The following is a 16669-nucleotide window of genomic DNA, read 5'->3' as shown; positions in this document are numbered from 1 at the left end:
CACCAGTATATGTTTTTCGCAATGTTTATTATGATTTTACAATACTCGATCTTCATTGTACAATAACCTCAACCCATCCTATACGAAAAGGAACAAATATGATGAATGATATTTCACAAGAAACGATACGTTATCCCGCGTCACGCATTTTAGATGTAGCTAAAGCACTGTCTGGTGACGTCCGCGTCCGCATTCTTGAAGCCCTTGGAGAGAAGCCTATGAGTGTCAGTCAATTAGCTGAGACGTTAAGTGTAGCTCAGCCAACGATATCTATCAATGTGCAGACGTTAGAACAGGTTAATCTTATCTCATCTACACAAGGAGCAAATCGCGAAAAAATCTGTGCGGTCACCTGTCGCTCTATTCAACTCGATCTCCCTTCAAAGCTAGGGGATGGGCTGCATCAAACTGAGGAAATACATATGCCCATCGGAATGTTCTCCCACTGCTCCATACAACCGTCCTGCGGGATGGCCAGAAAAGATGGTGGCGTCATTGGCTCCCAGGATGATCCAAGAGCATTCTACATGCCTGAACGAGTCGATGCCTCTCTCTTATGGTTCGCAGAAGCCGGTTATGTCGAATACTATTTTGCCAACCCCCTGCCTCCAGGCGTCGAGTTGGACGAAATCCGCATTTCGGCAGAAGTATGCTCAGAAGCCCCTTCATTTCGAGAGGATTGGGCCAGTGATATCAGCTTATCCATCAATGACCAGTTAGTCGGGACTTGGACCTGTCCCTCCGATTTCGGGAACCGCAAAGGGAAACTGACCCCTGAACGTTGGAGAAGTGGAACTGAATATGGAGCTCTTACTACATGGAGTGTCTCGGAATCGGGCAGCAGCTGTAATGGTTCTTTCTCATCTTCCACTACAATCAGCTCTTTAAAGCTGGCGTTTAATGAACCTATTCGTGTACGTTTTGAAATTCGGGAGGATGCACTCAATAAACGAGGACTAAATCTGTTCGGAAGTGGGTTCGGGGACTATGCCCAGGATATCATACTGGCGTTTGTACGACGTCCGAAATGAGGAAAAAGAGGCAGGAGTGCCTCGGAAGTGGATCCAATGTTCACCAGCATCAAGAAGAACATCAACAATGGATGCACACTTCCAGCCCTGACCAGATGGACCTCTCTATTTCATACCAGTAGAGACCTTATTTTGCTTCAACTTTTTTAGATTCTCAGCGACTCTGAAGGTTACAATCTTGCTAATTAATTCATAAGGCATAGGCTTATCAATAGGGAATTGAACGGAACCTTTAGCACCTTTATAGCCTGATAATTCATCTTTAAAAGCATTAATTCCACTTGGAGTTGGATAGAATCCAATATGCTTGGGATAAGCAGCGAAATGCACCAAGTTTCCGTGTAATGCAAAAGTAGGCATCTGATAGCTTATTTTTTCCTCTGCTTCCGGTGCCGCCTCTTTTATCACCTTTCTTAACGTATTAAGGATTTCCTGAACCTCAAGCGAAAACCCGGAAATATAGGCATCGATCGATTCATATGTGATTTTACTTTCATCCATGATATAACTCCTCTCTGGATCATCTCCACGATTTGCATAAATGTAGGGCCGCTAAAGCCTCAGCTTCAGTACTTTTGAACAACATTTTATCGCCTTGATTGCATTCGTAAATAAAATCATTCAGACTTTTGCTGTTATAGCTTGTAAATTCTCCTACGATAGCAACTCTCATCTGATAGTTTGTATATTTTTGTGCAATCTCACCAGCAACTCCAGACTTTAGCTCGAAAAAATCATCCGTAATCTGTTCCTTCCTCAGAAGCATTTTATCGCATCCTTGGTATTTCACATTCATCATTAAGTCTAAGGCATCCCTTACATTATTGATTATGATCTCCTCACCAGAGATTATAGCTACCGTTGAATCATTCTTATCAGCCACTGTGATTTTCATTCAAGACTACTCCTTTTCCGCGAAGAATTTCTGCAACATTTTGATTACTCTGCTTAATCGCAACCGACCATGCAGATTCATCACTTTTTATTTTAGCAGAAATGTCGGCGCCATGTTCGATTTACAACTCTATTAGTTCTACATTATCCGTATGAAAAGCAGCAGAATGTAAGGAAGTATAACCATCACTATCGAATATATTATTCTCCATATTCGCAAGGTGCGGATGAGCTTTCAGGATTTCTTTCAGCCGTTCTGCATGGCCTGATTGTGCTGTCTGAAATACATCATTAATGATTAATTATCGTATAAACGAGCTAAGCCATAAAAAGAAAAGAGGATTCGTTCAATGTTCTTTGAACGAATCCTCTAATGATCACAATTCTGGAGCTCAGTAGATTAGATTAAATCCGACTTTTCAAGTAGCCGCTTCACGATCTCTGCAACCTCAGCTCTGGTCATATCATCTTTCGGAGCAAGCCCTTTACTGCTTCTTCCCATGATAATGCCTGCCTGCAAAGTGTCAGTAACTCCACTGATTGCCCAGTTAGAAACCTCACTACTATCTGTAAATGGAGCTAACAAAACGTCAGCCGATTGAACAGAAAGCTTAGTCTGTAGCGCTGTAATTTTCATCGCTTTAGCAATAATTAACATCGCTTGTTCACGGGTAATATGTTCATCAGGGCGGAACATGCCATCTTCAAAACCATTGATTAATTGATAAGTAAATGCCGTGTTGATCTCACTGTTATACCAATCCGTGGTCTTTACATCTGAGAATGGTGTTGCAGCTTGTTCCATCTCAAGTCCCAGACCGCGTACAACAATCGCCGCAAACTCTGCACGGGTAATGGCTTGATCCGGAGTAAATTGACCACTACCTGTTCCCTCAATGACTAATCGGGAGCCCATATCGTTCACTGCCTCTTTTGCCCAGTGATTAGCTACATCACTAAATTCAAGCGGATGCCAGATTACGGAGTAAGTACCTCCGCTTAGGCTGTTGATAGTAGCAAAATATTTGCCATCAATTACAACCACTTTAGTAGGAACATGGTGTACCGAACCTTCGGAATCAACGTACACTCCAGTTGTAATCTTGTTCGGGTCCATCCCTTCAGGAATGGCTATGGTACGTTTAACATACGTATTGAATTGGGAAAGTTCAATACTCTTATCTCCGTAGATACCTCTAGCCGTAAAATTAACTGGCGCGGAAACTAATGAGAAGGATCCTTTTTGCGCAGCTGCTTCTAAAGCTTTAACTTTATCGGCTGTAGGAGCACTAATTTCAATCTGTATCTTAATATCTTGCAAAGCTACCGACTTGCCGATCTGCTCGTTCAAAGCGTCAATATTAATTTGTTGAGCAGGCAGTGTAAATGTCGCATTTCCCGCTTTAATCTCAAGAATCGCTTGATTACCCTGCATATTTTTAACCATTTGTCCATTTAATTCGCCAACTATAACATCAGATTTACTATTTGCACCGATAGAAACTACCGTACCTTTACCTTCAGTGGCGAGCTTGTCCTCTAGCTTCTTCTGATCTAACACAATGGTGGTTAACGTTTGCTCATTCCGTTTACCATTCGTTGCGGTTCCCACTATTTCCGCTTTACCATTGATTAGAATGGAAACAGCATTTACCACAGGTGCCGGAGTTGGTGATGGGGTTGGTTGCGACGGAACAACAACATCACCACCAGATGGAGTGCTAGGAACAACTGCATTGGACTCAGCAGAGGATTCGCTGATGCCAGCTTTATTGATTGCCTGTACCGTGAAGGTATAGCTTGTTCCATTCGTCAAACCACTGATTGTCAGAGGACTTCCAGTTCCTGTAACCGTCAAACCTCCCGGATTAGCAGTTACAATATATCCTGTGATTTCGCTGCCTCCATCGTTCACCGGCGGGATAAAGGTGATGATTGCTTGACCATTCTCTGCAGTTGCAGTTACGGATGTTGGAATTCCAGGTGCTGTAACTGGTTTAACAGGTGCCTTCACAGTAACGGTTGTAGAAGCCGTATAACTACCATCTTTCGTCGTTACCGTTATGATGGCTGTTCCTTCACCAATCGGCGTTACTACTCCATAAACAACCTTAGCTACTGTCTCATCGCTCGAGCTCCAGATCACACCTTTATTTGTTGCATTAGCAGGTGCTACTGTCGCTTGTAGAGTTCCCTCGCCTTCACCCACCGTTAAGTTAAGTTCTGTCTGGTCTAAAGTCACCCCAGTTACGATAACGTCAGGTGGCTTAGGAGCGGCTACATTAACTGTGGTTGTAGCTGTAAAACTTCCATCTTTCGTCGTTACCTTGATAACCGCTGTACCCTCTCCAACCGGAGTTACTACTCCATTCACTACGGTCGCAACTGTCTCATCGCTCGAGCTCCAGATCACGTCTTTATCCGTTGCATTGGCAGGCTCTATTGTTGCTTTGAGGAGTCCATCAGCTTCACCAGCTGTTAAATTCAGTGTCTCCTGATCTAGCTTCACTCCAGTTACGTCCACAACGGGCGGGATTGGGGCACTCACATTTACTACAGACGAAGCTGTAAAACTTCCATCTTTCGTCGTTACCGTAATAACCGCTGTACCCTCTCCAACCGGAGTTATTACTCCGTTCACAACGGTCGCGACTGTTTCATCGCTCGAGCTCCAGATCACGTCTTTATCCGTTGCATTGGCAGGCTCTATTGTTGCTTTTAGAATTCCATCAGCTTCACCAGCTGTTAAATTCAGTGTTTCCTGATCTAGCTTCACTCCAGTTACGTCCACAACGGGCGGGATTGGGGCACTCACATTTACTACAGACGAAGCTGTAAAACTTCCATCTTTCGTCGTTACCGTAATAACCGCTGTCCCCTCTCCAACCGGAGTTACTACTCCGTTCACAACGGTCGCGACTGTTTCATCGCTCGAGCTCCAGATCACGTCTTTATCCGTTGCATTAGCAGGCTCTATTGTTGCTTTTAGGAGTCCATCAGCGTCACCAGCTGTTAAATCCAGTGTTTCCTGATCTAGCTTCACTCCAGTTACGTCCACAACGGGCGGGATTGGGGCACTCACATTTACTACAGACGAAGCAGTAAAACTTCCATCTTTCGTCGTTACCGTAATAACTGCTGTACCCTCTCCAACCGGAGTTACTACTCCGTTCACAACGGTCGCTACAGTTTCATCGCTCGAGCTCCAGATCACGTCTTTATCCGTTGCATTGGCAGGCTCTATTGTTGCTTTTAGGAGTCCATCAGCTTCACCAGCTGTTAAATTCAGTGTCTCCTGATCTAGCTTCACTCCAGTTACGTCCACAACGGGCGGGATTGGGGCACTCACATTTACTACAGACGAAGCTGTAAAACTTCCCTCAGTAGTCGTTACCGTGATGATCGCTGTTCCAACGCCAACTGGAGTTACCACCCCGTTTACAACGGTTGCAACAGTCTCATCACTAGAGCTCCAATTTACTGTTTTGTTCGTGGCATTAATAGGTGCTATTACGGCACTAAGCGTGTCTCCTGCTTCTCCTTCCGTTAAACTGAGTGATGGTTTATCCAGGGTCACTCCGGTTACGATTACATCCCCCGTATTGTTCACGGTCACATTAAAAGTGTAGGTGTTGCTTAATGCTCCATCACTTACCTTAACAGAAATCACACTGGTGCCAAAAGCATTCGCTGCGGGTGTTATTTCTAAAGTTCGTTGCTCACCACTTCCACTTATTTTCAGTCCATTATTCGGAATTAAGAGCGTATTCGAGGAAGTAGCTGATACTTGTAGGTCATCTCCATCCACATCGAGGACCTTAAAGGATCGTGAGACCGACTTGTTTTTATCGGTTGTAGTATTCCCCATAAAACCTGTGTCCTGCTTCCAGGTTGCCCCAGTAATTGTACCGTTCTTAAGGGGAAGACCAGAGGTATTAATAGCGACATTCCCATCATTGCTATTCGCTAATTTATAGTTTAAAGCCAGATTAGGCTCCGAGCCTGTCAAGTCGACATTCATTTCTCGAACAATATCACTTTGGGTCTTGGCTTTACTCCAGAACCTAACGTCTCTCATTCCGCCGTTATAATCTCCGTCCTGTCTCCACGTGCTTTTTCCAAGCCAGTTATTCGGACGTGCAACGTTTCCTACTGTACTTAAATCCATGGCCCCTTCTGCCTTAAGTACACCATCCCAATAAATCCGTCCCTTTTTCTGACTGTGATCATAAACAATTGCGACATGAACCCATTTAGAAATCGGGAAATCCTCAGTGACATTAATATCTCCCTTATTAGTGTAGGCAGTGAAATTCATCCGTTTGCCATTAAAACCTACAAAAATATTGTGGTTCTGCTCTGCGATCGATGATTCAAAAAATCTCATCCATGTCTGAAAAGCATCTACCTTCAAAAATCCTTCAACTGTAAAAGAATTCCCATAAATCCGTTGATCCGGGAAGGTCACATAATCCCCGTTACCGTCAAAACTAAGATAGTCCCCACCATTTAGTTCTGTCAGATAAGGTGCATCGTTCACTGGATTTACAGTAATTACGGCTATACCCGGATCTGAGCTGAACGCGGCAGATACTGTGGTATTCGCATTTTTTTGATAATTTTGATAACCGGATGCTGTTGTATCCCATAGCTTAAAGCTAATGGATGCCGTTCCGTTCCAGTCTTTCGCCGGGACAAAACGGATTTTCTCCGATTTCAGCAGCAGAAAAGCATTACTGTTCGACACCGGCTCGATATTATACCAAATTCGTCCCACCGTGTTGTAATACTGCCAGGCCCCTTTGGTATTATCTAAAGCTACTACAGCAATCCCTGTTAACGCTGGATCCGATACTTTTCCTGTCAAAAAGCTGGCTACCTCAACTCCTGCGTTGGAATAGTCATCTTCATTGATCGACGTTATTATAGCTGGGCTATTCTCAATCCAACCGAAACTAGCTTTTGCACTTATGATTGGAGTTTGCATAGGACCTACCCCCTGCACCACAAGTCCAGTACATAACGAAATACTAATGCCTATTTTCATAAATGATGGCTTCAAACTCTATTTCCCCCTCTAGCATAAATCATGTCCTTAATTCGACAATAATCGAGAGTATTATACAAAATTAAGATAAACAAAAAATAAACAAAAAAAGAACCCTCGATAGCCATCCTTTCGAAGGTTCCTTCCATTACAATAACTTCTGTTTCATTAACGCTTTAAGTTTAGGATCGGGTGTTGTTCCAAGCTCTTGCTGCAGCATCTCTTCCAATTGACCAAATTTCCGCTGTGCTTCATTCATTCGCCCTAATTCAATTAATAAGTTGATGATTTCATGATAGATGTCCTCTCGCAAGGAATCTAATTTTAATATTTCTCCAAAATAGTGCAGTGCTTGCTGCTGCTGATTCTGCTCCAAATGAAATCTTGCAGCCAGCTCTAGCAATCCTATATATTCATGCTCGAGTCTGCGCGTCCTGCCACTGGCCCATTCATAGGCTTTTCCTTTGAGTAATGCTCCTGTGTATAAACCTTCTGCTTGAATCATCCATTCAACATGTCTTTCAGAGGTTTGCCTGATTTGCTTTAACAATCGCTCAAATTCATACAGATCACAATAAATGCTGCTTTCTACTACATGAATTTCATTCCTGCTAGCTTTTATATAATTGGCGCCGATTGCTTTTCGAATATAATACAGCGTCGAGTTCAGATTCTTCCACGCTTTTTCAGGCTCCAATCCGCTCCACAACGTGTCGATAATTTCCTCCCGGCTAACCGTCCCTTTACTAACCAGAAAAGCAAATAATTCTTCTGTTTTTGGACTTCTCAGCTTGATTAGCTCTCTGTTCTGCGTTCTGCGGTACACTTTTAAACCATTAAATAAAAAAACTTCTAACGTAGGCTCAGCCGTTGTATTTCGATTTATTTTTTTGAGTTTCTCTAACGTCTTAGACAACCGCTCCGCAGTTACAGGCTTCAAAAGATAATCCACTGCACTCAGGTCAAAAGCCTGCAGCGCATACTCATCAAATCCGGTTACAAAAACCACATCTATCGATTCATCCAATTCATGCAAAAGGCTAGAAAGCTTCATCCCATTCGTCTCAGGCATAGAAATATCCAAAAAAGCTACATCTATCGGATTGGCCTTCGCAAAAGCATAAGCTTCCGCAGGATTCAAAAACGTCTCATAGACATCAATCTCTCCGCTCTGCGATAAGATCCGCTTCAGGCGTTTTACCGATAACTCCTCATCATCTACAATAATCGCTCGCAGCATGCCTCAACCTCCCATCCGCTTAAGCTGCTGTATTGGAATTTCAAAAGATACCGTTGTGCCTAATCCTTCAGCACTTTGAATATGAATATTTTTTCCATATAATAGCTTGATGCGCTGACTGATATTCCACAGCCCCACCCCTCTTTTATCTACATCTGACTGCATTACTTCTTTCAATTTATGCTCACTCATTCCAGATCCATTATCCTCCACAATAAAGCTAATCACAGAATTCTCTAATTCTTTTACAGATATAATTACCGTGCCACCCCGCAAATTGGACATTAGGCCATGCCTTATTGCATTTTCGACCAAAGGCTGTAGAATCAGCGGAGGAATCCGGTAATCCGTATTCACTCTCACATCATATTCCACATTTAATCTGGCACCGAAGCGTGCTTTTTCAATATTGATATAAGCCTCTACCAGCTCAAGTTCATTCTCCAGACTCGTTAGTGAATCCAGTTGTTTGAAATCAAAGCTGCTTCGCAAATACTGGGACAGCTGCAGTGTCAACTCTTCGGCCTTCTCAGGTTCCTCCACACATAGTTCAGCAATTGAATTCAGAGCATTGTATAAGAAATGAGGTTTGATCTGGGATCGTAAAAAAGCAATTTCGGCGTCTTTGGCAGTCTTCACGGAAGCTCTCAATCGGGTCAGACTTTTAACACGTGCCATTAGCTCTTCAGCTTCAAAAGGTTTTCCCACATAGTCATTTGCACCGTTATCCATGGACATCTTCATATCGCTCACCCTGTTCTTGGCCGTCAGCATTAACACAGGCAGTTCAAAAGGAGTAAATCTCTCTCTAATCTTTTGCAGAACCTCGTAACCCGAAATGTCCGGCATGGTAATATCCAGTACCACCAGAAAAAAGTCTGTGTTTTTCGCTAGCTCCTCAAGTGCCATCTGCCCGCGATTGACAACCACAATAGAATATTTCTCTAGCTTAAACAGATTGATCATAGATTGCAGATTGGCAAAATCATCGTCCACTACTAAAATGGGCTCATTGATCTCGCCTTTGATATAAAGGGGATAACTACCATGGGAGAAACTTAATTCTTTATAAGAATGTGCCGCCTTAAGGGTTGGCCTCGAGATTGGCTTAACCGCTTTATCCCACCGTGGAAGTGTAAAAATAAACACCGAACCTTTTTCCACTGTAGATTCCACAGCTATGTTCCCACCATGCAGTTCTACTAGCTTCTTAGTAATACTTAATCCGAGCCCTGTTCCACCATGACTATGAATCTCCGCCTCATCCACCTGCTCAAAAGCTTTGAAAATACGCTCCTGCATATCCGGTGAGATACCCAAACCTGTGTCTGCCACACGTACTTCCACCCACTCCTGAATAACTCTGGCACTAATCTCTATTTCACCCTGTTCCGTAAATTTAATCGCATTATCAACCAAGTTGTGGAAAATTTGAATCAGACGATTGCCATCTGCATTCACCATAGGAAAATTCGAAGCGACTCTGTTAACGAGCAGGATCGACTTTTCTCCGAGCAAAAAAGAATGAATACCAATGACGGAATCAACAACGGCTTTCAAATCCAGGTTGCTTTTGAATAATGTGATGTCTCCATACTTCATTTTGGAATAATCAAGTAGTTCATTTACCATATGTGTTAATCTTCTGCCGCTCCCTATTACGATCGCTAGATTCTGCGCTTGTTTTTCATTAACTGGACCCTCAACCCCATCCAGCAGCGTAGCTGTAATGTTCACTATGGCATTTAGAGGTGTTTTTAGTTCATGTGAGGTGTTGGAAAGGAATTCATCTTTAATTTTATCCAGCCCGATCAGCTGGTTTTTCATCTCGTCTATGGTATGGTAGGCTTCAAAAAAACGTAGAACAATCAGCACGATCATGATGATATTAAAAGCCACAATGTAAAACTGCCCGAGCCAAAGGTTCTCTTTTATAGAAAGAGCAAACAAAATAATGTCTATGGAATATAGATTAATAGCTAGAATCGCCATAAACATCAGCAGCAATTTGATTCTATTTACTTCTGCGCTTCTGATATACAGGGTGGCCACTCTACATAACATCCAAATTAACATCAGCTCATATAAAATAATCACATACGGATAAATGACCGTGTAAGAACGAATCGGCAGGATGGCGACCAGAATTATAAAGCTGCCTAAAACAATCGTTATGGCTTGAGTAAATTTTAAAGATATTATGCTTTTGTGCATTTGGTAAAAAAATATTGCGAGCACAATAAAGCAGGAGATGGAGCTTATATCCTTTACTTTGTAGAGCACTATGAACGAAAGTTTAGGGAAAAAGAGTAAGAGTGAACGCTCGCCGATCAACCCATGATATATCGCAAACAGCAAACAAATAGTAGCAAATACAAGTAAAGAGTAATCCTGCTTACGGTATAAGGACGCTGCCCCAAAGCAGATAAAAAAGATAAGGGCAAGTGTGCCTAAAATAGCAACGGTGCTAAATTCACGGGCCGTACTCTTCTGCTGAACCTCCATCATTGCTGCTTCCTCACCAAAGGATAAAGAAACCGGAATGCCCCCATTTACATAATCGAAGTTGGAGACTTGAATTATGATTTCTACATCTCCCTTATCAGACGAAAAAAGCCCAATCAGCGGGATATTCCCTGACCGATAATCAGCTTCATTAGCAGCAGGATTTCCATCCTCAATAACTGACTGTCCATTAACAAAAATCCTGCTTGAAAAGCGGATATTTGTTTTTTTCAAGGCGAATACCCCGCTTACAGGCAGGTTTTTTAGAACCATCCGATAGGTGGCGGAACCGAAGGCGGGTAAAGGGCTTCCATTAACGATGTTGCCGTTCCACCGGGAGGGCACCTCCATCCAAGCTGTAGAATCAGGTATATCTGCGCTACCCGCCCTAAAATGCTCAGAAGTTAATAGCTGGTTCCAATAAAACTCCCATTCACCATCTAACTTGATAATCTTATCCTGTTCGTAATCCCAAGCCGCGAGATCCATGACTCCATGCTGCACTTGCAGGTGACTTCCTTGTTTATCGTGACCCATAAGAATGGATAGAGGAATCGCAGATAATAAAATTAAACCAATCAGATAGATAAGTAATGTCCTTTTGAGCATCGTATCGGCCCCTTTTATGGAAGAGTAAAGCTGCAGCAATCACCAGGGCCATCCTGCAACACGTGATGTAGAGTAAAAAGTTTAGATGAACATAGATAATTCTATAAAATTTTCTAATTTCCTTCACAATTCGACAAAGTAATGGGCCTTTATTAGGATTTTTTTCTGAAAAAGCGGGACTTGTATGAAAAGATGGTCTGATATGACCATGATGAGTAGGATGACGGTGTGAGCACGATGAGTAGGACGACGGTATGAACATGATGAGTTTAATGACGAAATGAAAGGACCAGTTGGGCGACTTGTGCTACTTTGGCAACTCGAATGTATCTGCCGCGCGCATGCGGACTCAGGAGACCTTATTTGCTGAAAAATGAGGGTTTTGCCACGCTATCGGACTCAGTTGCAACAATTCGCTCATAACTACCCCATTTTGAGTCGATTTGCAGCTAATAAGAGCTATGCAGTCCGTAACTTTTGGAATACGAGCGAAAATGTACGAATAGCTGCAATACGGTCCGTTCATGCTGGAGTTACACGACTTTGGGACATGGAAGACATGGACACAATGATAATCTGACGACTTGGACTAGATAGACAATTCTGACGTCGTTGGGAACTCTGAATACTTACACCGCACGCATGCGGACTCAGGAGACCTTATTTGCTGAAAAATGAGGGTTTTGCCACGCTATCGGACTCAGTTGCAACTATTCGCTCATAACTACCCCATTTTGAGTCGATTTGCAGCTAATAAGAGCTATGCAGTCCGTAACTTTTGGAATACGAGCGAAAATGTACGAATAGCTGCAATACGGTCCGCAACGTTCGAAAATGAATAATGATATTGCGCAGAGCACGTAATCCATTTTTGCGGATCAGTAACCACATGATGATCGTCCTAGAAAAGCCATGCGGCCGCGCGGGGGAAGAATCCGCTTTTAGAGTAACTAGTAACTTCAGCAAATTCAGCTCGTTCACCATGCTAGCTTCCTTCAACTAAAACCTAATCAGATTCGTCATCTTTATACACAGTAACTCATTGAAGAAATCTTCAGCACTCGTTATAATAGCAACTATAGGTCGTGAAGAACACGCCGCTTTTATACAATCTCTATCCTGGGCTGAGCTCAGGAGGAATTGTATGGGAGCGGCTTTTTCTTTTTTCAAAAAAAATTACTTAAGGAGGATACACAAAATGTTCAGATTCGAACAGCAACTAGAGGAATGGTTACAGATCAACTTGAATAAGGAGAACAATCCCCGCAGACAGGAGCTTCTTGCAAAAGGGTTGGGCTATGGAACAGTCGAATTTCTACGTGCGGTATGGTTTCCTGCTGTAGGAAACTTCAACTACTTGTTCCCCGAATGGGAAGTGCGCGATTTCAACAATGGTTATCGTTATCTTGATCTGGCCTATATGCCAGGTGGAGCAAAGGGCGGAATTGAGATTCAAGGCTACGGTCCGCATGCTAGAGATCTTGATGTACGACGATTCAAAGATTTATGTAGACGCCATTCCTTATTATCGCTAGACGGTTGGACCTTCCTATCCATCGCCTATCCCTCAATCACGGACGAGCCTCAGCTATGTCAACAACTAGTACTCGCATTCATCGGCAAATTCATGGCTTCAGACGTGCCCTCTTCATTAACATGGTTAGAAGCTGAAACACTTCGTTTCGCAAGACGTCTTCTGCGTCCTTTCACACCTGTTGAACTCACCCATCATCTTAGAGTCACTAATCGTCATGCCCGACGTGTTTTACATGAGTTAGTTGAACAGCAGCTACTAGAGATCGTCGGTGGAAAAGAACGGAATCGAAGCTATCAGCTTAGAATGTGATGATTTGATTTGATTAGTTTGTTTTGATTAGTTTGGTTTGATTAACAAAGTTACGTTCGGACCGTATAGCTCTTATTTCCCAATTATCTTCGTTTTCGCCACGCTATCGGACTCAGTTGCAACTATATGCTCATAACCACCCCATTTTGAGTCGATTTGCAGCTAATAAGAGCTATGCAGTCCCTAACTTTTGGAATACGAGCGGAAATGTACGAATAGCTGCATTACGGTCCGTAATGGCAACTCTAAGGTCATACCAGCAAGGCTTATACAAAAAAATGATCATGAATCTAATCCGTTGCACCCCCGCATTGTCCTTCCAAAATCTATGTCTTTTTCAATACCACCCATTACTATTACTAATCATTATTTAGAAAAAAAGTGCTCTGCTTATCCCGTATTTTAATCGACGCTTGACCTTAGGTCTGACCTAAGGTTTATAGTTATTTTATCAAATAACTTACAGTTAGGAGCACCGCCCTTGAATCCGTACCTTACAATTGGAGAACTATCAAAACTTATGAATGTATCTATCCACCAGATTCGATATTTTGAAGAAAAAGAAATCCTGTTTCCATCCTATATAGACAATAATCAGTACCGGATGTACGGCATCGATGAGATCTATCAATTGGCACATATCCTGTTGCTCCGCAAATTAAACATCCCTGTCAGTACCATTAACCAAAGTATGAATAAATCCGCAACGAATGACTACCAACAGCTGTTAGAGAAATCGCTAAACAAAATCAACTCAGAAATAAACCAATTAATAATGCTGCAACAATTTATACAAAAGGTACTAAAAGAGCATGCAGATTATGGCAACATGGAGGGGGATTATCAAATTAAACATGTGGACAATCGTTATCTGAAAAAGTGGTTGGTGCTAGAGGATAACGAAACACTAACTGCACGAAGTTTATATGAAAAAAGACCGCAGAACCATCATTTATTTGAAACAGATTTGCATTATGTATACGATTCTGAACAAGTAACCTTATGCTTTGAAACCATTGAAACAACTCCCGCCCCTGACATTTTTTTAGAAAAAGGGTGCTATCTCTATAAAGCATTTTTTGTAACTGACGATCAGGATGTAGATCATGAAATTGCCAAGCTGGAACACTTTTTAAATGGGCATCACTACATGGTATTGGGACCAATCATCATTCTGGAGAAATCATACCTATCCATGTTTAACAACGACAAGCTTCATTATGAGCTTCAAATTCAAATCGAGCATGCCCTAGCTGATACTACTAAATGAGTACAAACGAGGTTATCATCGCCCATTACCAGGAACAAGATCGTGAGGCTGTAAGCAGGCTATTGGTAGATGCATTTCATGGGAAATTTCACTCTCTCCTCTCTCTCGAGGACAATGAAATTGCTGATCTACTTATAAGACTTTGGGAACAAGATTCTACTTCCTTATCATCTAAACAAATAATCGCTTATGAAAACGGAGAAGTGGTTGGCACTATCTACTTAAAATGGCAGGATACGCTCTCCCTTAAAAAAGGATCAATTAAACCACTGAATCGGGCTCCCTTTTTGCAGCTATTCAAGAAATTTGGATACTTAAATGTTTGTAAGTTAATCCTTGGGTTATATTTTTTGGATTATCAACCTAGAGCAAAAGAGTGTTATGTGGCTCATTTGGCTGTTCGGTCCAGTCACCGTAATAAGGGAATTGGCAAAGAGTTGCTGGGTTGGGCGGCGGATTTTGTAAACAGTCATTCTGAGGTTGAAAAATTAACGCTACATGTTGCTAACAAGAATAAACGAGCCATTAATATGTACCAGCAGTTGAACTTTGAGATCCATAAATCTAACTATAGCGCGGTAAGACATTTACTTTTTAAAGAGCCTATTTGGCATTACATGACAAGAAAAACATCGCTACAATCTGGGGGATCAATGAATGAAAAAGAAAATTAAGCTAACTGTCTGGATGATTACCATTTCGTTGTTAATTGCAGCGGTCTTGTTCGTACTACAGCAACATTCTTTCTCAATGACTGAGCAAAAAATTGAAATTGATACGCCTCAAGGTCAACTAACAGGAACCTTAGTTCTGCCCGAAAGCTACTCTGGAACCGTCGGACTGGTAGTTTTTGTTCATGGGGATGGCCCAGTTAATGATACTTACGATGATGGATATAAACCTTTGTGGGAAAAGCTCGCCTCTGCCGGATATGCTTCCTTATCTCTTAACAAACCAGGTATTGGGGGTTCCTCAGGGAACTGGCTAGAGCAAAGCATGGAGGATAGAGCACAAGAAACTATATATGCGATTAACTGGGCTAAAGCCTTACCTATGATTGATGCTCAAGCTATTGGTTTGTGGGGAGCAAGTCAGGCGGGCTGGGTGATTCCCAAGATTGTTAAAAAAGTGCCTGATCTCGCCTTCAGTATTCTTGTATCCCCCGCCATTCAATGGATTTCTCAAGGACAATACAATACCAGACAAGAGATGATTTTAGAAGGTTTTTCGGAAAAGGAGATAAAAAAGAGAGAAGATTATAACGCGCAAATCCTACTGCTACTTAAGGAACAGGCGTCATATGAAAGTTACTTGCGAATTGCACAATCGGACGATTTAATTTCCAAAGAAAAATGGGGGTTTTTCTCTAAAAATTATCAGTCAGATGCGAGCGAGGATTTAAAAAACTTCACTACTCCTGTCCACTTAGTTCTTGGCGGGCAAGATATAAATGTAGATGTTGAGGAAACCGAACGTATTTACCGTGAAAAAATTCCTAAAAACCTACTCTCCGTCTTCTATCTTCCTGATGCTGATCACTCTATGCTCTCAAAAAAGAATGCCTCATCACCATTAAGAACATATTTGACCGCAGTCTTTTTCCCACGACATATTGTTGTTGAGCAATATTTAGATGATTTGGTTCACTTTGTAAGCCAGTTTTAATCTGTTTGCCATCCAATAATACACTCTCGCCAGTTGAACTCCCTACGTTCGGACCGTATAGCCCCTATCTGCCAATTTTCTTCGTTTTCACCACACTATCGGACTCCGTTGCAGCTATTTACTCTAAAGCACCCCTCAGATCCACTTTTTCAGCTCATTAAGAGCTATGCAGTCCGAAACTCAGGGAAAATGAGCGAATTAGCTGAAATAGCTGCATTACGGTCCGTAACGGCAACCGCGGAAGGAATTACCCACAGCCAAGCCCGTGTGTTGGCTTTGATTTTTCCACAAACTAAGCATTTTGTAGAATACCTAAGTCTGTAACCACTCAACTCCCTATGTTCGGACTGCATAGCCCTTATTTGCCAATTATCCTCGTTTTCGCCACGCTATCGGACTCCGTTGCAGCTATTTACTCAAAAGCACCCCTCAGATACACTTTTTCAGCTCAATAAGAGCTATACAGTCCGGAACTCAGGGAAAATGAGCGAATTATGCGAAATAGCTGCATTACGGTCCGTAACTCCAATGGCGGGCGTAATTTTCGCTCAAACGATCGCGG

General features: G+C 42.3%; 11 protein-coding genes. 5 read left to right on the top strand and 6 right to left on the bottom strand.

Annotated elements, in window-relative coordinates; all coding sequences use genetic code 11:
* Positions 1-98: 98 nt before the first annotated feature.
* Positions 99-1031, top strand: coding sequence for an ArsR/SmtB family transcription factor (locus tag MHH49_RS23540; protein ID WP_341138531.1), 933 nt, complete (start codon positions 99-101; stop codon positions 1029-1031).
* Between the two features lie 105 nt (positions 1032-1136).
* Here MHH49_RS23540 and MHH49_RS23535 read toward each other — a convergent pair whose 3' ends face one another.
* The 6 genes from MHH49_RS23535 to MHH49_RS23510 all read right to left on the bottom strand — a co-directional run bounded on the left by MHH49_RS23535 (position 1137) and on the right by MHH49_RS23510 (position 12310).
* Positions 1137-1532 (bottom strand): iron chaperone, encoded by a 396-nt coding sequence (locus tag MHH49_RS23535; RefSeq protein ID WP_341138530.1) that lies wholly within the window; start codon positions 1530-1532, stop codon positions 1137-1139.
* A 19-nt stretch (positions 1533-1551) separates the two neighbouring features.
* Positions 1552-1926, bottom strand: coding sequence for a DUF4180 domain-containing protein (locus MHH49_RS23530; RefSeq protein ID WP_341138529.1), 375 nt, complete (start codon positions 1924-1926; stop codon positions 1552-1554).
* 399 nt (positions 1927-2325) lie between these two features.
* Positions 2326-6987: an Ig-like domain-containing protein gene (locus tag MHH49_RS23525; RefSeq protein ID WP_341138528.1), complete on the bottom strand. Its 4662-nt coding sequence runs from the start codon at positions 6985-6987 to the stop codon at positions 2326-2328.
* Between the two features lie 133 nt (positions 6988-7120).
* A complete protein-coding gene (locus MHH49_RS23520) occupies positions 7121-8212 on the bottom strand; it encodes a response regulator (RefSeq protein ID WP_341138527.1) in 1092 nt (363 codons plus the stop codon).
* Between the two features lie 3 nt (positions 8213-8215).
* Positions 8216-11326, bottom strand: coding sequence for an ATP-binding protein (locus MHH49_RS23515; protein ID WP_341138526.1), 3111 nt, complete (start codon positions 11324-11326; stop codon positions 8216-8218).
* A gap of 750 nt (positions 11327-12076) precedes the next feature.
* Entirely contained in the window at positions 12077-12310 is a 234-nt protein-coding gene (locus MHH49_RS23510) for a hypothetical protein (RefSeq protein WP_326046858.1), read from the bottom strand.
* Positions 12311-12524: 214 nt separating this feature from the next.
* On the opposite strand from MHH49_RS23510, the gene MHH49_RS23505 reads away from it, so the two are divergent.
* The 4 genes from MHH49_RS23505 (at position 12525) to MHH49_RS23490 (ending at position 16107) form a co-directional block, all read left to right on the top strand.
* Positions 12525-13172 (top strand): transcriptional regulator, encoded by a 648-nt coding sequence (locus MHH49_RS23505; protein ID WP_341138525.1) that lies wholly within the window; start codon positions 12525-12527, stop codon positions 13170-13172.
* 481 nt (positions 13173-13653) lie between these two features.
* Positions 13654-14442 carry a MerR family transcriptional regulator gene (locus tag MHH49_RS23500; protein WP_036688167.1) on the top strand — a complete coding sequence of 263 codons (789 nt, stop codon included), beginning with the start codon at positions 13654-13656 and terminating at the stop codon, positions 14440-14442.
* A complete protein-coding gene (locus MHH49_RS23495; protein ID WP_341138524.1) occupies positions 14439-15116 on the top strand; it encodes a GNAT family N-acetyltransferase in 678 nt (225 codons plus the stop codon). The genes MHH49_RS23500 and MHH49_RS23495 overlap by 4 nt, the downstream gene beginning before the upstream one ends.
* Positions 15100-16107, top strand: a complete 1008-nt coding sequence (locus tag MHH49_RS23490; protein WP_036688171.1) for an alpha/beta hydrolase family protein — start codon at positions 15100-15102, stop codon at positions 16105-16107. Before MHH49_RS23495 ends, MHH49_RS23490 begins: the two co-directional genes overlap by 17 nt.
* Positions 16108-16669: the final 562 nt, after the last annotated feature.

The sequence above is a fragment of the Paenibacillus sp. FSL F4-0122 genome (genome assembly GCF_038002845.1).
Lineage (GTDB): Bacteria > Bacillota > Bacilli > Paenibacillales > Paenibacillaceae > Paenibacillus_AQ > Paenibacillus_AQ odorifer.
This window is presented reverse-complemented; position numbering and strand designations above follow the sequence as displayed.